The 18,096-nt window shown below is 42.1% G+C and carries 18 protein-coding genes; 13 read left to right on the top strand and 5 right to left on the bottom strand.

What is annotated here, in order from left to right; genetic code table 11:
* Positions 1–1,929, bottom strand: a complete 1,929-nt coding sequence (gene dnaG, locus WG989_RS19110; protein ID WP_340431654.1) for a DNA primase — start codon at positions 1,927–1,929, stop codon at positions 1–3.
* A gap of 99 nt (positions 1,930–2,028) precedes the next feature.
* Between dnaG and prfB the strand changes: the two genes are divergently transcribed.
* The 3 genes from prfB to WG989_RS19095 all read left to right on the top strand — a co-directional run bounded on the left by prfB (position 2,029) and on the right by WG989_RS19095 (position 5,640).
* A protein-coding gene (gene prfB, locus WG989_RS19105) for a peptide chain release factor 2 (RefSeq protein WP_445298481.1) occupies positions 2,029–3,124 on the top strand; the annotation gives its coding sequence in 2 pieces (ribosomal slippage) (positions 2,029–2,076 and positions 2,078–3,124; 1,095 coding nt in all).
* 25 nt (positions 3,125–3,149) lie between these two features.
* Positions 3,150–4,781 carry an L-glutamate gamma-semialdehyde dehydrogenase gene (gene pruA / locus WG989_RS19100; protein ID WP_340431652.1) on the top strand — a complete coding sequence of 544 codons (1,632 nt, stop codon included), beginning with the start codon at positions 3,150–3,152 and terminating at the stop codon, positions 4,779–4,781.
* Positions 4,782–5,067: 286 nt separating this feature from the next.
* Positions 5,068–5,640 carry a porin family protein gene (locus tag WG989_RS19095; protein WP_340431651.1) on the top strand — a complete coding sequence of 191 codons (573 nt, stop codon included), beginning with the start codon at positions 5,068–5,070 and terminating at the stop codon, positions 5,638–5,640.
* 46 nt (positions 5,641–5,686) lie between these two features.
* Here the strand turns inward: WG989_RS19095 and WG989_RS19090 are convergent, their stop codons facing one another.
* Entirely contained in the window at positions 5,687–6,385 is a 699-nt protein-coding gene (locus tag WG989_RS19090) for a DUF2459 domain-containing protein (RefSeq protein ID WP_340431650.1), read from the bottom strand.
* 58 nt (positions 6,386–6,443) lie between these two features.
* Between WG989_RS19090 and pyrR the strand changes: the two genes are divergently transcribed.
* The 5 genes from pyrR (at position 6,444) to WG989_RS19065 (ending at position 9,475) form a co-directional block, all read left to right on the top strand.
* Positions 6,444–6,953, top strand: coding sequence for a bifunctional pyr operon transcriptional regulator/uracil phosphoribosyltransferase PyrR (gene pyrR, locus WG989_RS19085; protein ID WP_340431649.1), 510 nt, complete (start codon positions 6,444–6,446; stop codon positions 6,951–6,953).
* 77 nt (positions 6,954–7,030) lie between these two features.
* On the top strand, positions 7,031–7,378 hold the full coding sequence (locus WG989_RS19080; protein WP_340431648.1) for a four helix bundle protein: 348 nt from the start codon (positions 7,031–7,033) through the stop codon (positions 7,376–7,378).
* Positions 7,379–7,560: 182 nt separating this feature from the next.
* Positions 7,561–8,493: an aspartate carbamoyltransferase catalytic subunit gene (locus WG989_RS19075; protein ID WP_340431647.1), complete on the top strand. Its 933-nt coding sequence runs from the start codon at positions 7,561–7,563 to the stop codon at positions 8,491–8,493.
* Positions 8,494–8,498: 5 nt separating this feature from the next.
* Positions 8,499–8,831: a DMT family protein gene (locus tag WG989_RS19070; protein ID WP_324231817.1), complete on the top strand. Its 333-nt coding sequence runs from the start codon at positions 8,499–8,501 to the stop codon at positions 8,829–8,831.
* A 68-nt stretch (positions 8,832–8,899) separates the two neighbouring features.
* Positions 8,900–9,475 (top strand): peroxiredoxin-like family protein, encoded by a 576-nt coding sequence (locus WG989_RS19065; protein WP_340431646.1) that lies wholly within the window; start codon positions 8,900–8,902, stop codon positions 9,473–9,475.
* 19 nt (positions 9,476–9,494) lie between these two features.
* Here WG989_RS19065 and WG989_RS19060 read toward each other — a convergent pair whose 3' ends face one another.
* The 3 genes from WG989_RS19060 to WG989_RS19050 all read right to left on the bottom strand — a co-directional run bounded on the left by WG989_RS19060 (position 9,495) and on the right by WG989_RS19050 (position 11,561).
* The gene (locus tag WG989_RS19060) at positions 9,495–9,905 is read right to left on the bottom strand and encodes a hypothetical protein (protein ID WP_340431645.1); all 411 of its coding nucleotides are present in this window, start codon (positions 9,903–9,905) and stop codon (positions 9,495–9,497) included.
* A 190-nt stretch (positions 9,906–10,095) separates the two neighbouring features.
* On the bottom strand, positions 10,096–10,410 hold the full coding sequence (locus tag WG989_RS19055; RefSeq protein ID WP_340431644.1) for a GIY-YIG nuclease family protein: 315 nt from the start codon (positions 10,408–10,410) through the stop codon (positions 10,096–10,098).
* Positions 10,411–10,565: 155 nt separating this feature from the next.
* Positions 10,566–11,561: a WD40/YVTN/BNR-like repeat-containing protein gene (locus WG989_RS19050; protein WP_340431643.1), complete on the bottom strand. Its 996-nt coding sequence runs from the start codon at positions 11,559–11,561 to the stop codon at positions 10,566–10,568.
* A gap of 372 nt (positions 11,562–11,933) precedes the next feature.
* On the opposite strand from WG989_RS19050, the gene hutH reads away from it, so the two are divergent.
* The 5 genes from hutH (at position 11,934) to WG989_RS19025 (ending at position 17,907) form a co-directional block, all read left to right on the top strand.
* Entirely contained in the window at positions 11,934–13,433 is a 1,500-nt protein-coding gene (hutH, locus tag WG989_RS19045) for a histidine ammonia-lyase (RefSeq protein ID WP_340431642.1), read from the top strand.
* 270 nt (positions 13,434–13,703) lie between these two features.
* A complete protein-coding gene (gene hutU / locus WG989_RS19040; protein ID WP_340431641.1) occupies positions 13,704–15,485 on the top strand; it encodes a urocanate hydratase in 1,782 nt (593 codons plus the stop codon).
* 442 nt (positions 15,486–15,927) lie between these two features.
* Complete coding sequence (locus WG989_RS19035) at positions 15,928–16,554, top strand: hypothetical protein (protein ID WP_340431640.1); 627 nt, start codon at positions 15,928–15,930, stop codon at positions 16,552–16,554.
* 11 nt (positions 16,555–16,565) lie between these two features.
* Positions 16,566–17,126, top strand: a complete 561-nt coding sequence (locus tag WG989_RS19030; protein ID WP_340431639.1) for a hypothetical protein — start codon at positions 16,566–16,568, stop codon at positions 17,124–17,126.
* A gap of 1 nt (position 17,127) precedes the next feature.
* Positions 17,128–17,907 carry a hypothetical protein gene (locus WG989_RS19025; RefSeq protein ID WP_340431638.1) on the top strand — a complete coding sequence of 260 codons (780 nt, stop codon included), beginning with the start codon at positions 17,128–17,130 and terminating at the stop codon, positions 17,905–17,907.
* Positions 17,908–18,096 lie beyond the last annotated feature (189 nt).

Raw genomic sequence — 18,096 nt, 5'->3', positions numbered from 1 at the left:
TCAACGAAAAATCACTGTGCCCATTTCTTTGGTGAGCGCCATTTCCAGTTGTTTTAAATGCTGATGTGTTTTAATAAGTGTTACCAGCTCTTCCGAAGTATGCGGACGTTCCATATCACGCTGGTTTTCATCCATCATTTTTTTGATCTTACGCAGTTTCAGATACGTAACAACCGATAATACTTCCTGCATGTACATTTCTTCTCTTGTAGCAAATGGCTTTTCGTAAATCCGGATCCAGTTCGGGCTGAGCTCTTCACTGAAATCAGCTAAGGCAACTACATTTTTACTAAGCGTTTGATCTTCATGAAACAAAAAGTTTTTCATATTCGGCTCTAACCCATCGTTGAGCCATTGTTTGTATTGCGCCGTGATCTGTTGCAGGTCCGGATGGTCGATCATTTCCCATTCATCCGCTTCTGCCATGATGTATTGAGCAACCGTTTGTGTTTCATCCCACGGCATCAAACCAAAATCAAGCAGGCATCGAACGAGTGCACGTTCATGTTGTTCATCCGTTGTGAACAATTCTGCTGTATCACCAATGCCATCCTCATATACCGGCATATCCGGTGGCATGTCTGCAGTTTGTTGTGCTTTCTGTTCAAACTTGGTAACACGTTCACGAATGAACTTATTGACCAATGCATGCAAACCTGTTTCATCGATGCGTAACAGTTCTGCACTTTTATGAATGTAATCCTGCTGACGGGTAAAGTCTTCAACCTTGTTAATACGACTGATGCTTTCTGCGATCGTATTTACGGCTGCAGCTTTCTTCGTAGTATCATTGCCCGCATCTTTCAGCATTACTTCCAGCTGAAAAAGAATAACGTCTTTTTTATTTTGTTTGATGAACTCAATAAAACCGGAAGCACCCACTTTATTTACATAACTGTCCGGATCTTCTTTATCAGGAATCAATACAAGATTTACATTCAAGCCTTCTTCCAGTGCAAGATCTAAACCACGCATGGCAGCTTTTACCCCGGCTGCATCACCATCATACAAAATGGTAAGATTGTTACTGTATTTTTTGATCAATCGCAATTGATCAGGTGTAAGCGATGTACCACCACTTGCTACCACATTTTCAATACCGGCCTGGTGCAACGAAACAACATCGGTATAACCTTCCACCAATAAACATTCATCATTCTTATCAATCGCCTGTCGTGCAAAATAAGTACCGTAAAGAATTTTACTTTTTACATAAATCTCATTTTCCGGTGTATTGATGTACTTCGGTGCATTTTCTTTTTTGCCAATGATACGTGCACCAAAGCCGATTACTTTTCCGGTGCTGTTGTGTACAGGAAAAATGATTCGCTCACGGTAGTTGTCCATCAACTCACCATTACGTTCCGCTACTAATCCTGTTTTGGTAAGTAACTCCGGGTTGTATTGTTGTTTGATGGCTTCACTTGTAAATGCATCCCGTTGCCGTGGTGAATAACCGATCTGAAATTTCCTGATCACCTCTTCACGGAAACCACGTTCTTTCAAATACGTTAATGCAACGGATGTTCCTTCTTCCGTTTCAAACAATTGCTGACTAAAAAACTGTTGTGCAAACGAATTAATGATATGTAGACTGTCGGCAGTTTGCCGTTGTTGCACCACTTCCGGTGAAGAATAGGTTTCCTCAACGGTTACGTTGTATTTCGCTGCCAGATAGCGCAGGGCATCTACATAACTGTACTTCTCATGCTCCATGAGAAAGCTCACAGCATTGCCGCTGCGGCCACATCCAAAACATTTGTAAATTTCTTTGGTAGGCGAAACTGTGAACGAAGGTGTTTTCTCATTATGAAACGGACAAAGACCGAGATAACTGGTGCCTCTTTTTTTCAGTTTCACAAAGCCGCCTACGATCTCAATGATATCGATGCGGCTGAGAATTTGTTGTATGGTATCCTGTGTAATCAATCGGTTGGCAAATTACGAAAAACAATCTTGCTTCAGGTTTTGGTTTGCGCAAACGGTTCCAAACGGAAACTCCCTTAAACTCCTTACATTTGCAACCTTATGACATTAGAAAAATTAAACGATATAAGGGAACGCATACTTGTCCTGAGGAGGTTTCTTTGACGTCGAGAACCGACTATATAAAATCGCAGAAGACAAGCAACTCTCTCTAAGTCCCGGTTTCTGGGACGATAATAAGCGGGCAACCGAAATTTTAAAGGAGACGAAGAACAACGAGTATTGGGTAAAACTTTATGAGGATACCAATTCTGCCGTTGAAGATTTTGCTGTGCTGTTTGAATTCTGGAAAGCAGGTGATGCTACAGAAGAAGAAACAAAAGAAGCATACGAGAATGCAGTGAATGCAATTGAAGATGCGGAATTTAAAAGCACGCTTAATCAACCCGAAGACGAATTACCCGCAGTTTTACAGATCAACTCCGGTGCCGGTGGAACGGAAAGCCAGGATTGGGCCGAAATGCTTGCACGGATGTATCGCATGTATGGCGAAAAGCAGGGCTGGAAAGTAACCGAAATGGATTGGCAGGATGGGGATGGTGCCGGTATTAAAACCTGTACCTACCAGTTTGAAGGTCCGTTTGCCTACGGTTTTCTGAAAGCTGAAAGTGGTGTGCATCGGTTGGTTCGTATATCACCTTTTGATAGTAATGCAAGACGGCATACTTCGTTTGTAAGCGTGTATGTGTATCCGTTAGTGGATGATACAATTACAATCGAGATCAATCCGGCGGATGTAAAAATGGAAACATCACGAAGTGGTGGTGCGGGTGGACAGAACGTAAACAAAGTAGAAACGAAAGTACAGTTAACGCATATTCCAACAGGTATTGTGGTGGTTTGTCAGCAAGACAGAAGTCAGCTGGGTAACCGTGAACTGGCGATGCAGATGTTGAAGAGCCGGTTGTATGAAATGGAACTGCAAAAGCGGAATGAGTTGAAGGATGCTACTAATGCAAAGAAGAAAAAGATCGAGTGGGGCAGCCAGATACGCAGCTATGTGTTCCATCCGTACAAAATGATCAAAGATCATCGTACCGATTATGAAGTGGGCAATGTGGGTCCGGTAATGGACGGTGAACTCGATGGATTTATCAAAGCCTATTTGATGAACGAGAAAGAAACAGAAGCGAAGTAATTAACTAATTTTCAAATTATCTCTTATGAACTTAGGTTATTTCAACTATCCTTTACCGGTGAATGAGCCAGTATTAAACTATGCTCCCGGTTCAGCAGAAAAGAAACGCTTAAAAGAAGTATTAGCTGAATTAATAAGTACAGAGATCGATGTGCCTATGTACATCGGTAACAAAGAAGTTCGTACAAATAAAAAACATGCCATGCGACCGCCGCATGAACACAAGCATGTACTCGGTTATTTTCATGAAGGTGAAGAGAAACATGTTCAACAGGCAATTGATGCAGCATTAGCAGCAAAAGAAAGCTGGGCCAATATGAGTTGGGAAAGCCGTGCAAATATTTTCCTGCGTGCTGCTGATCTTATCGCTACCAAGTATCGTCCGTACATGAATGGTACAACCATGCTGGGACAAAGCAAAAATGTGTACCAGGCAGAGATCGACAGTGCATGTGAGATCATCGACTTTCTTCGATTCAACGTCCATTTCTTAAGTGATATTTATCGTCAGCAACCGATCAGTGGTGCAGGTATGCATAACCGTATGGAATACCGTCCGCTCGAAGGTTTTGTTTTGGCAGTAACACCATTCAACTTTACAGCTATTGCTGGTAACCTCCCAACTAGTGCTGCCATGTGTGGTAATGTGGTGGTTTGGAAACCTGCGAATACAGAAGTGTACAGTGCACAAATGATCATGCGTGTATTGAAGGAAGCAGGCTTACCTGATGGTGTTATTAACCTTATTTATGTTGATGGACCAACGGTTGGTAAAGTATGTTTCAATCACAAAGATTTTGCCGGTGTGCATTTCACCGGTTCAACAGGTGTGTTCAACAATATGTGGGAAACCATTGGAAAGAACATGGGTATGTACCGCAGCTATCCACGTATCGTTGGTGAAACAGGTGGAAAGGATTTTGTATTAGCACATAAGAGTGCAGATCCTGATGTGGTGGTAACAGCTTTGTTACGTGGTGCATTTGAATACCAGGGACAAAAATGTTCAGCCGCATCAAGAGCATATATTCCAAGTAATATTGCTGAAGAAGTAAAGAAGAAATTGATTGCCGGAGTGAAGAGTTTCAAAATGGGAACGGTAGAAAATTTCTCCAATTTTATTAATGCAGTGATCGATGAAAAGAGTTTTGATAATATCAAACGCTACATCGACAATGCAAAGAAAGATGAGAAAGCAGAAATATGGGTAGGAGGGAAGTGTGATAAAAAAGAAGGATACTTTGTACAGCCAACGGTAATTGAAGCTAAGAGCCCGAAATATGTAACGATGTGCGAAGAGATCTTTGGGCCGGTACTAACAGTGTACGTATATCCGGCAAACAGTTTTGAACGTGCATTGGAATTGGTTGATACAACTTCACCTTATGCATTAACAGGTGCGGTGATTTCACAGGATCGTGATGCAGTGGAACTGGCAACAGCAAAGCTTCGCAACTGCGCCGGTAATTTTTATATCAACGATAAACCAACAGGTGCAGTAGTTGGTCAACAACCATTTGGTGGAGCAAGAGCAAGTGGTACCAACGATAAGGCAGGAAGTATTTTGAATTTATATCGTTGGTTGAGTGCAAGAACAATTAAAGAAACATTTAACCCGCCAACAGATTACCGTTATCCGTTTTTGGGTGAAGAATAGAAAATCATTCTTTTTAGTAAAAGCCACCATGTTCGGTGGCTTTTTTTATGCACCGCTTTTTTCGCTAAAAATCAGTTCATTAAACACGTTGATAGCGATGTTGCTATCGGTCTGATACATGTTTTGGCACGGTTTTTTAAAGAGGATAGTCGTCTCCGTGCACGGGAGTGTAGAATCAAAATCAGTTACGATGGAATGCGCCATTGTATTGTTCATTGTTGTATCAGGTACAACTGAAGGATTTTGTGGCGTATAACATTTGACTATAACACTAAAAAATATTCAGATGAAACTATTAATCTTTTCAGGAGCATTATTATTGGCAGGCTTTGCACATGCACAACACAAGAGTAACGTACATTATGGATTAAAAGGCGGGGTCAACATTACAAATCTTGCCAGTTCTCCTGATGTTAACTACGAAACAAAAGCAGGATTTTATGCCGGCGGATTGGCTCATATTCACTTAAATAAATCATGGGCCATACAGCCTGAGATCATGTATTCAGGTCAGGGTGCGCAGGCAAACAATGCAAAAGTTAAACTCGATTATATCAATGTGCCTGTGCAGTTGCAGTATATGTTTGATAAAGGGTTCCGAATTCAAACAGGACCTCAGTTGGGAATATTAGCAGCAGCAAATATTAAACAAGGCGATACAAAGACCGATGTAAAAAGCTCTTTTAAAACAGCTGAACTTGGCTGGACAATTGGTGCCAGTTATGTAGGTGAATCGGGACTTGGTATTGACGGACGTTACAACCATGGCATCACCCGCATCAATGATGGTGGTCCAACAGATCTATATAACAGAGGGTTCCAGGTGGGTTTATTTTATGTCTTCAGACATAAGTATTAGTCGACCCATGAAGAACGAAGAGCTGTGTGCACTTGTGCATGCAGCTCTATTTTTTTAGTTGATAAAATATGCTCCAGCCAAATGGAGAAAAGAGTGCAGTACGGATACCACATGCATGGAGTGCATTGCCCGTCCATTGATTACAGGTGGTAAAAAGATTGTAATTGAAAGTTGATCTGTAAAAATAATCGTAGCCATAAAATCCTTTGTACGATTGGATCACTGGTTTTCGCTTTTCCGTTACAAAACCTGATTGAATATAATCGATCAGTTCCAGGTACTGATCAAATGATAAAAAGCGCTTCACCGTAACCGGTAGTTTCAAGGGCCATACTGTATCCCGCCATTGAATGTGCATTACACTGCTGTTGCCGGGCTTCAACATAATTTCAGCTATGGTTGAAACACGGTGTGCTCTTTTCTGCGCAACTTCTGTCATCCAGTCCTCATCGGCCCATGCAAAACTGATCAGCTTCCGGTCGCTGTGTTTACTGCGCATGGTACTGTCATCAAACCAATCCATCCAGTTAATGATGTGCAGTGAATCCTCAACCGGCAAATACAATTCGGTATGAAATCCATCGCCGTGAATCAGTAATGGAATACCGCTGCTCTGTTTGATCTCATCTTTATTTCTCGGCCAAAAACAACCGATCAAGGCGAAGCAAACATACAGCAGCAGCAGATCGGCCAGGAGCTGTACAAAAAACAGAAGAAGCCTTACAAAGCGTTTGAGCAATTGCATCAAAACCAATTTAAGGATTTTACCACGAAGTGTTTATTTTTATCAAAATTTACGAGTAGTGAAGACCATCTTATCAAACGAACAGTTACAACTCACCATACAGCGGCTCAGTCATCAGTTGATCGAAAATCATTACCCGTTTACCGATACCGTTATCGTGGGCCTGCAACCGAGAGGTGTATTCCTTGCTGATAGAATTGTGGCAGCGATCCGGGAAAATTACCCCGATGTAAAACTGCAATACGGCAAACTCGACATTACGTTTTACCGTGATGATGTGCACAAGGAATTGCATGTGGCCAATCAAACTACGATCCAGTTTAGCATCGAAAATAAAAATGTGATCCTCATCGATGATGTGCTGTACACCGGCCGCACCATCCGTGCCGCAATGGATGCTTTACTCGATTTCGGCCGTGCATCCAAAGTAGAGCTCTGCGTATTGGTCGATCGCCGTTTCAACCGCCAGCTACCCATCCAGCCCGATTATACCGGCAAAACCATCGACTCCATCCTGAGCCAAAAAGTAACCGTTGATTGGGAAAAACCGGAGGTCGTACTCTTATAAGGCACAAGAATCAAGGTTCAAGGCACAAGTATAGCTCGATCAGTTAAAGTAATTGTAACCACATAATACATTAATCGATGTCGCTTGAATTGGAAACACGCTTTTACAACTTTGCTGAACGAAGCCGGGATTTTTGTTGTTCAGTAAAATGGGATATTGTCAACACAGAGTACATTAAGCAACTGGTACGATCAAGTGGGTCGGTTTCGGCCAACTATATTGAAGCTTCAGATGATTTGGGCAAAGCCGACGAGAAGATGAAATTAAAAATATCCCGACGTGAGGCCAAAGAGTCCATTCAATGGCTGCGACTAATACTGACTTATGGAAATGCGCACGCAGAAACTGAAAGAAGCTGGCTAATTGATGAAGCTGAACAAATCCGCAAGATACTTTCAGCTATCATCAACAAACTCGGAGGCTAAACAATCTTTCACCGTGGAACTTGTTTTTAAACTAGAGCCTTGAATTTTGTTCCTTGAACCTTTATCTTGTCCCTTGTCTTTTCTTCCTTGTCCATTGAATCTTGCGCCTTGTTTCTTCCTTCCTTGTGCCTTGAATCTTGTCTCTTGTTCCTTTTCCTCTTTTACCTTAGCTTTGCTTTTTAATGCAACTATCCACTCGTCATCTGCTCGGCATTAAAGATCTCACGGCACAGGATATTCAACTCATCCTTGATACAGCCGCCCAATTCAAAGAAGTTTTACAGCGACCCATCAAAAAAGTTCCATCGCTGCGTGATGTAACAATTGTGAATTTGTTTTACGAAAATTCCACCCGCACACGTATTTCGTTTGAACTGGCAGAGAAACGATTAAGTGCCGATACCATCAACTTTACCGCTTCAGGTTCGTCTGCTGCAAAAGGGGAGACTTTGTTAGACACGGTCAACAATATCCTTAGCATGAAAGTGGATATGGTGGTGATGCGGCACAGTGCAAGTGGAGCACCGCATTTTCTGGCGCAACATATTCCTGCAGCCATTGTAAATGCAGGCGATGGAATTAATGAACATCCCACACAAGCTTTATTGGATGCATTTTCAATTCGTGAAAAATTAGGAACACTGGAAGGAAAGAAGGTGGCGATACTCGGTGATATCATGCACAGCCGTGTAGCGCTCAGCAATATTTATTTATTAAAGAAGATGGGTGCCGAAGTTACCGTCGCAGGCCCGCCCACGCTCATCCCAAAATATTTGCAACAGGCATTTGGTGTAAACGTATCGTACAACATTGAAGAAACATTAAAGTGGTGCGATGTGGCGAATGTATTGCGTATTCAACTGGAACGACAAAATCAACCGCTCTTCTCATCATTACGGGAATACAATCTTGCATACGGTATCAACCGTCGCCTGCTCGATTCAATTAATAAAGAGATCATCATCATGCATCCCGGTCCCATCAATCGTGGGGTGGAACTGGATAGTGATGTAGCTGATAGCAAACAATCCATCATTCTGCAACAGGTGGAGAATGGAGTAGCGGTGCGGATGGCTGCGTTGTATTTGCTGGCGGGTAAACGTTCAGAAAATTAATTGTCATGCTTCGTGCAATTCTGTTATTGCTCTTCTCGAATATATTCATGACCATTGCGTGGTACGGACATCTACGTCATCAAAACGTACCGTTATGGAAAGTAGTGCTTATCAGTTGGGGCATTGCTTTTTTTGAATATTGTTTGATGGTGCCTGCCAACCGCATCGGTTACCAAAGCGGTGTAAATGCATTCGAATTAAAAATGATCCAGGAAGTAATTACGCTGGTTGTGTTCGGCGTGTTTGCGGTGGTTTATCTCAAAGAACCGTTTCACTGGAAATATATTGTAAGTTTTCTTTTTCTTTTAGGTGCCGTTTATTTCATGTTTAAGAAATAACAGTTCATTGTCGTAATAACGACATCGCATGAGATTGCAATCCGGTAGGTTTGCGTAAATCTTACAGTATGAAATTAGTCTTCACGATACTTGCTCTTGTTACTTCATTCATCACACATGCACAACAGCCAACAGGACTACCGGTAGGTGCAGCAGCTCCCGATTTTACATTGAATGATCAATCGGGTAAACCATTTCAACTCAAACAAACGAACAGGGAGAAAACAGTTGTGTTGATTTTTTATCGTGGACAGTGGTGCCCCTATTGCAGCAAGCAGATCAAAGGTCTGCAGGATTCCATGCAACTCATTGCTGATAAAGGAGCCACCGTTGTTGCCATTACGCCTGAGATACCGGCCAATGTGCAAAAGACCATCGAGAAAACAAAAGCTGCGTTTCCGATATTGACCGATCAGGGATTAAGTGTAATGAATCAATACAAAGTTGCTTTTGCAGTCGATGAAAAAACGATCGAACGATACAAGCGTTTCAATATTGATTTTAATGAAGCCAATGGAGTAAACGGAACAAATCTTCCTGTACCTGCCGTATATATCATCAAGAACGGAAAAATTGTATGGCGTTATTTTGATGCTGATTATCGCAAACGGCCATCGGTAAACGAAATTGCAGCGCAGTTATAAGGGCAGCTATTATTACAAATCAGGTAGCCTGTTCTTCAAATCCTTCTTCGTATTCGTCAACCAGGTCATCATCCGAATCATTTTTACTGAACTGGTTTACATCTTTGAGTGTAAACGTATCCATGCCTGTTGTTTGCCTCCATACGCCTTGCTCCATACGCAGCACCTGTACCGGTAAACCAAAGCGTCGTTGAAATTCAAATTCAAGATCGGTTACCTTTTCGGTGGGTTGAATATCGATGATACCATCAACATGAATTTCCTTGATGTCTTTTAACCGCTTATCATCAGGCAACACATCCCATTCATCAGATGATTCATACAGGAGATGTGGCTTCGAATAAAATTCCAGTTTCAGATAAGGATAGTAATCAGAAAAAACAGTTTTTATTTCTTTGAGCGTAATGTTATCGTGCAATTGAATATGCATAGGTTGTAATTTGAAAGTGAAGGTAGAAGCCCTTTTTTCACAACCCAATGTCAGCCATCAAAAGAAGCGATGATTGTTGTCAGATAATTTTGTTGAAGTTATTTGTCATCCCGAGGTACGAGGGATCTGCTGAAGTAAGTGCTAAAGCCCGACAGATCCCTCCTGCGTCGGGATTACTCTCTGTTTAGCGTTATTCAATTTCATCATTCAGAAATCTCCATTCAGGATTAAATGAATTGATCAGTTCTTCTTTCTTGCTTCTCCGCCATCCTTTCAACTCTTTCTCCCGTTCGATAGCATGTTCTATTTGACCGAAGCGTTCATAGTAAAGCAAATAATAAGCATTGTATTTTCCGGCGAAGCTATTATGTGTGTAAGGCGCTGCGTTCTGTTGATGTTGGATGAGTCTTGCAGAAAGATCATTGGTTACTCCAATGTAAAGAACCGTTTTGTTTTGATTAGTGGTAATGTACACGAAGTAGTTGTGCGTTCCGATAGGTTTCATTACAGTTGCGTTTACTGTAGTTTAAAATAATACAAAAGATGAAATTTTTTGTCATTCCGACGCAGGAGGAATCTGCTCAACTGTTGTACCACTGCCGGGCAGATCCCTCGTGCCTCGGGATGACAGGTCACTTGTGCTGATGACAGCCATACGCATCACCAAACCAACTTCGCCACTCTTCCTTTACCACCAGCCAAATAAACAGCCTTCCCTTTCTTCGCTTTGCGCACCACATGAAAACCTTCAGCAGAAATGGTACGCCAGTTCATACCGCCATCTTCACTCACATCAATACCGGTGATACCGCATGTGATCAATTTTGATTTCGATAAATACTCCACACAACTTCTGTAACCAAACGGTGGAGTAGTGGGCGTTAAGAAAGTTTTACCTCCATCTTTTGTAAGAACACAATTCTTTTCAACGGATGTGGCATTATTAAAATCACCACCAACAACAGCAAATGTTTTTTTATCCCACACCGCTAATGAATTAGCACCCGTTGTTTCTTTTCCCTGGATGATCGGTAATACAATTTTATCGTTACGAATAAAGAGGCGTGAATAAGTACCACCTGTAATAAACAGTAATTCCTGTTTACCAACCGTACGCACATTGGTGCCACTGCTGGCAAACATCGCTTCGCCCTTTTCTGCAGCAGGAGCAAACGCTTCAGGCATTGCACGCCAGTTATTGCCTGCATCAACTGTTACGGCCATAAATATTTTTCCATTGATCGGGTCACCTAGCACAACACCACTTTTTTCATTAAAAAATTCCATCGCATCCAAAAACATACCCGGCCGTTTATCCTGAAACACGATCTTCCAGCTGATGCCACCATCAATTGTTTTCAAGATCACGGCAGGCGTATCAATGCCCATGATGATAGCAGTGTTTGCATCAAATGCTTCGATATCCCTGAAATCAGTTTTTGCAAAACCGTCAACCTTATTCCATTTGAACGTTGCGCCACCATCAATCGAACGACCAATCATTCCATTGGCACCACTCACCCAAACAATATTGTCATTCACCACACTCAACCCACGTATGGAATTTGTTTTACCACTGTCAAGCAATTGAATGGTTTGTGCAAATGATTGCAAACTGCAAACGGCAAAAAAAACACAGAAAAGAAGTTGTTTCATATTATCAAATGTAAGTAATGCATCATTCCAAATGCACGAGAGACTTTGCATAAATCATGCCTACAAAAAAGTAGAGTGATGCACACAGTATGCTGATGTAACTCCAACTGTAATTCACCACAGTAGCACAAAGCCATAATCAAGGCGTTCGACGGAACATGGGGGTAATATGTTCCGTCTTGACTTTTTGGTTCTTTTGTGTCAAGACAAAAGAACAGAAAGAGCTGCGGTGCAACCGCCGTCAAAGTGCATTAGCTTCATTATGTCTGAAACGACGGGGGCCGTACATCTAACCTCGTACCCCGTACTTCCCACTAACACCAGTTCGCATTCTCTCCATAATTTCCTACTTTCGCCCCGATTGCAATAACTATGACCGAATACAATTATCTCCCCCTCGACGAGCAGCAACTAACCTTCGATGAAGTGAAGAATTACCTGCAGTTCAAACAGTTTGTGTCCATTACATTTCGTGCACACCATAAGATCGAAACATGCAGACAATACCTCGATAAAAAAGTAGCCGAAAGCGATACAGCATTCTACGGTATCAACACCGGTTTTGGTTTTCTGCAAAACGTAATCATTGCTGATGATCAGTTGGAGCAACTGCAGAATAATCTGTTGATGAGCCATGCATGCGGTATGGGCGAAGAAGTGCCGGAAGAAATTGTAAAGCTCATGCTCGCCTTAAAAATAAAATCGCTCAGTTATGGTTACAGCGCCGTGCAGGTAGATACGGTGAAGCGTTTAATGGATATGCACAACAACAATGTACTGCCCGTTATTTATCAGCAGGGATCATTGGGTGCAAGTGGCGATCTGGCACCACTCAGTCATTTGAGTTTGCCATTAATTGGTATGGGAGAAGTCAACTACCAAGGCACAAGGGTCAAGGCACAAGAGATACTCAAGCAACTCAACTGGCAGCCTATTCATTTAAAAAGCAAAGAAGGATTAGCACTCATCAACGGTACACAATTCATGAGTGCTTATGGCATGTACTGTTTGGTACAAGCTGAGCGATTGATGCAATGGGCCGATCTCATTGCTGCTATTTCGTTTGATGCATTTGATTGTATCGATCAACCCTTTCACGAAAAAATACAAACCATCCGTCCACACAGCGGACAGATACACACGGCCCAACAATTAAGAAACATTTTAAGCGGCAGTGAAATTGGTCAACAGAAAAAACAACAGGTACAGGATCCGTATAGTTTCCGTTGTATACCACAAGTGCATGGAGCAACCAAAGATGCCATTGCGCATGTAAAGAATGTATTCTTAACAGAGATAAATTCAGTAACCGATAACCCGAATGTATTTCCCGATGAAGATTTGATTGTAAGCGGTGGTAACTTTCACGGTCAGCCGTTAGCGTTAGCATTGGATTATTATGCAATAGCAATGAGTGAACTCGCTAACATCAGCGAACGAAGAACCTATCAACTCATCAGCGGACAACGAAACCTGCCGATGTTCCTTGTAAAAGAAGCCGGACTCAACAGTGGTTTTATGATTCCGCAATACACAGCCGCAGGTATTGTAAGCGAAAACAAACAACTCTGTACACCTGCAAGTGTGGATAGTATCTCGAGTAGCAACAACCAGGAAGATCATGTAAGCATGGGTGCCAACGCAGCCACCAAAGCCTATCGTGTGATGAAGAATGTAGAAAAAGTATTGGCTATCGAACTGCTCAGCGCTGCACAGGCATTGGATTTCCGCAGACCATTAAAAAGTTCAGCAAAGGTAGAAGAGGTGATGAGTGCCTTTCGCAAGCAAGTAAGTTTTGTTGATAAGGATCGTGTGTTGCATGATGATATGATGAATGCAGTATCGTTTATAAGTCAGGAGTTTGGCCACTAAGGCGCAAAGGCGCAAAGGAAGAAAAAAGAAGCCGGTAGTGGTTAGTCGTTTGTGGATAGTGAAAAGGCAAAAGCCAATAAACAATTGACAACAAGCAAATCAATTCGTGTGATTCGTGGTTTCTTCTTTGTGAACTTCGAGTCTTCCCGTCTTTGTGGCAAAAAAACAATTCGTGTGTATTCGTGCAATCAGTGGCAAAAAAAACTGTGTTCATTTGTGTTTATCTGTGGCCGCAATTAAATCTTATTAATCTCTTCAATCCCATAAATCATGGTTCAGACAACTTACGATGCTGTTAAATACAAAACCCCCACGGGCAGTGAAAGATCATGCAAAGGCTGGATCCAAGAAGCAGCCTTACGCATGCTCCTCAACAACCTCAACCCCGATGTAGCCGAACGTCCCGACGATCTTATTGTCTACGGCGGACGAGGCAAAGCAGCCCGCAACTTCGAAGCACTCGACAATATCATTGCTGCACTCAAAGTATTGGAGAACGATGAATCACTACTCATCCAAAGCGGTAAACCCGTCGGCATATTAAAGACACACAAAGATGCACCACGAGTACTCATCAGCAACAGTCAGTTAGTACCCAACTGGGCCAACTGGAAACACTTCGATGAGCTGGAGAAAAAAGGACTCATGATGTACGGACAAATGACCGCCGGCTCCTGGATCTACATCGGCTCACAAGGCATTGTGCAAGGCACGTATGAAACATACGCCGCCATTGCCGATAAACATTTCGGCGGCACACTCAAAGGCACACTCAACGTTACTGCCGGACTCGGCGGCATGGGGGGCGCACAACCTTTAGCTATAACAATGAACGAAGGCGTGGCACTCATTGCCGAAGTAGAAGAGTGGCGCATCGATAAACGCATCGAAACAAAATACCTCGACGAAAAATATACCAGCATCGACGAAGCCATTAATGCGGCTGTGCATTACCGTAAGGAAGGCATTGCCCGCAGCATCGGCGTGGTATGCAATGCCATTCACCTGCTCGATCATTTGATCTCACGTGATATTATCCCTGATACACTTACCGATCAAACAAGTGCACACGATCCGCTCATTGGTTACATACCGCATACACTCAGCAACGCCGAAGCAAACGAACTGCGTACAAATAATCCCGAACGTTACCTGCAACTCAGTTACGAAAGCATGTACCTCCATGTGCAACTCATGTTGCAACTTATGGACCAGGGAGCTATCACGTTCGATTATGGAAATAATATTCGTGCAAGAGCGAAAGAATTTGAAGATCGTCAGGCGGCAGTCGTGAATCGGCAGTCGTCAATCGTCAGTCGTGAAAAAGCTTCCGCTACGGAGCCCACCACTCACCACTCACCACTCACCATTCACGAATTTCCCATTGGAAGATGCTTCTCCTTTCCGGGATTTGTACCTGCTTATATTAGGCCCTTGTTCTGCGAAGGCAAAGGCCCCTTCCGTTGGGCAGCACTCAGTGGCGATGCCAATGATATTGCCGTAACCGACGAACTCATCATGAACATGTTCCCCCACAACAAAGGCATGTTGCGCTGGATGAAAATGGCGCAGGAAAAAATTGCTTTCCAGGGATTACCAGCACGCATCTGCTGGCTTGGCCAGGGCGAACGTGAAAAGGCAGGACTCGCCTTTAACGAACTCGTACGCACCGGCAAAGTAAAAGCGCCCATTGTTATTGGTCGTGATCATCTCGATACCGGCTCTGTAGCCAGCCCCAACCGTGAAACCGAAAGCATGCTCGATGGCAGCGATGCCGTGGCCGATTGGCCCATCCTCAACGCACTCGTTAACACCGCAGGCGGCGCCAGTTGGGTAAGCCTGCATCATGGTGGTGGTGTGGGTATGGGTTACAGCATCCACGCCGGTATGGTGATTGTGGCCGATGGTACCGATGATGCTGAACAACGTTTGAAACGTGTACTCCGCAACGATCCGGGAATGGGAGTGATACGACATGCGGATGCAGGTTATGATATTGCAAAGGAAACTCTCAAAGCAAACGATCTTGATTTTAAAGAGCGGTTGAAGTAATATTCAACTGCTCAATATTGCAGTCCGCCCAACATAGCTGTCATCCCGACGCAGGAGGGACCTGTTGAGAACATGCACTCATCTCAATAAAGCTGCAAAGACGAAACTCCATTGCCAAATCCAAATACAAATGATTTAGTAGCAGAAGCAAGTGCTGCTATTGAGCTGTTGTTGCGTCGCACTCTTGTGCGGTTAGTATTTCTATGCGGCAATAAACGCCTGAAAATAAATATGCTATGGTGTTGGGATAAGAGAAATATAGATGTACTTGGTTATTTGTTTGGCGTCTAATTTTTTATACTATTGCCTCAATTTTCCCTCTTATTTTACCGTTAGAATTACTTGTGACATTGAGTTTCAACATCTATATTTTTTTTTGTGGATAAGTTGTCTTATTTAAGACATTGACAATGTCTTATTTTTGACCTGAAAATATAATGTTATGTCAACAAAAAAAGCAAAACTTACTGTTATCTTAAAGGCCGACAACACAATTGTTGCTGAAGTAGAAGACCCAATACTTTGGCAGAAAGTACTCTCTTTAATACATGGGAATTTATTAGAAAATCCTATAGGTAAAAATAAATTTCAAGAGGACGGAGTAGTTGCAGAAAATATAAATGAAGTCAAACCTAAAAATGATAGTACTCTTAGTCGATTCAGTCATCTAATAGGCGTTTCGGAATCCGTGTTGAAAGGAGCACTTGACCCGTCATCTGACCCTCCATATTTACATCTTGATAGACATTGTTGGGAAGCAATGAAAAAAAATACACCTCAGCGAGGTAAAGGTGCAATTAGCCCGACAGCCCTTTCTGCGACACTTCTTTGTTTATGGTTCAATGAAATTGGTTTGGGTAACCCAATTCAATCACAAGCATTGGGTGTATTAAAGGTTATTGGTGTTTTAGATAAAAATGCAAGCCGTGGGATTAAATTAACGCCGTGGCTTCAAAGTCGGCCAGGTGGCGTGGTTGTAATAAATCCATCTCAAATCTCAAAGGCATACACTATTGCAAATTCATTTTGCACAAAAAACTGGTCAAATAAAGAAGAGAATAAAAAATAAAATATTAAAAAATGACAAAACTTAAATTAACTGATGTTACAACAAAAATTGTAGATCTGCTATTGCCTTTTGAATCGGAAGAAAGACATAGAGTAATGCAAGCGTCGTTTACGTTATTAGGGGAAGTAAACATTAAATCAAAAAGTAAGGACAATGGTAGTGAAGAGGGGGAGGAGAATGAAGTAGGTAACGGCTTTTCAAGACTGGTAACTACATGGATGAAGCAAAATGGGATTACCAATGAAGCCATTTCAGAAGTTTTTCATATTGATGGCGAAAAAGCAGACGTAATTGCCTCGGATATACCGGGGAAATTTTTAAAGACCAAAACAATAAATGCGTACGTTTTGCAAGGTATTGCTGATTTTTTGACATCAGGTATTCCAAATTTTGACGATAAAACTGCAAGATCGTTGTGCGAGAATTCTGGGTGCTACGATACAAAAAATCATGCAAAATATATAAGAGAGAAGGGTAATGTTTTTACTGGCTCCGCCGATTCAGGTTGGAAATTGACATCGCCAGGATTAAAACACGGCGCATCGATTATAAAAGAAATAACCCAAAAGTAAAATGTCTGATTCTTCTAAAGTACTTAACCATATACCTAAGAGCTTGCGTGACCCTTTAATTGAATGCTTTCAAAAAGTAGTTTCTAATTATACTGAACATAAATGGGAACCTTCTGAGTTGAACGGTGGAAAATTTTGTGAAGTTGTTTACGCCATTATCAACGGTTACATTAGTGGGGCTTATCCTTCAAAACCTGCAAAGCCTGCGAATATGCTTTCAGCATGTCAGGCTTTAGAAAGGCAACCATCAAACCCTAGTAGAGTTGGTGATCGAAGTGTACGTGTTTTAATTCCCCGGATTCTACCCGTCTTATATGAAATAAGAAATAACAGAGGCGTTGGACACGTTGGCGGTGATGTCGACCCTAATTTTCTTGATGCAACGGCAGTGTATAGCATGACTAGCTGGGTACTTGCTGAGTTAGTACGGGTTTTTCATAATGTTACAACTCAAGAAGCCCAAGAAACAGTTGATGTTCTTATCGAAAGGAAGAGTCCGCTTATTTGGGAAGTTGGTAATATTCGAAGAGTTTTAAAGCCAACAATGAAAATGGGAGACCAAACTCTACTGTTGTTACACACTAAACCTTCATGGGTAAAAGATCAAGACTTATGTGATTGGGTTGAGTATAGTACATTGAATATGTTTCGTAAGAATATTTTAGAACCTTATCATAAAAAAAGATTGATTGAATATGATAAGCGTAAAGCGGTATCTCGCATAACTCCTTTAGGTATTAAAGAAGTAGAAGAGAGAATTATAAAATCTATTACTGTATAAGTTTTTTGCCGCTGTTGGCGTTTCTTGCTCAATATAAAATTCTAATGTTCGCCACCATCTGGTCCAAGTATAGTAAGGCTGGCGCAAGAATGAGGCGCATGTTTTGTGTATTGGCTTCTTGTGCCTGAACAGAATTGTTCAAAAAAAAGCCAAAAAAAGTCCTATTACTACTTCGTCCCAATAATGGCT

Source organism: Lacibacter sp. H407, from assembly GCF_037892605.1.
Classification (GTDB): Bacteria; Bacteroidota; Bacteroidia; order Chitinophagales; family Chitinophagaceae; genus Lacibacter.
The sequence above is the reverse complement of the archived record's forward strand: the minus strand, read 5'-3'. Positions and strand labels throughout refer to the sequence as shown.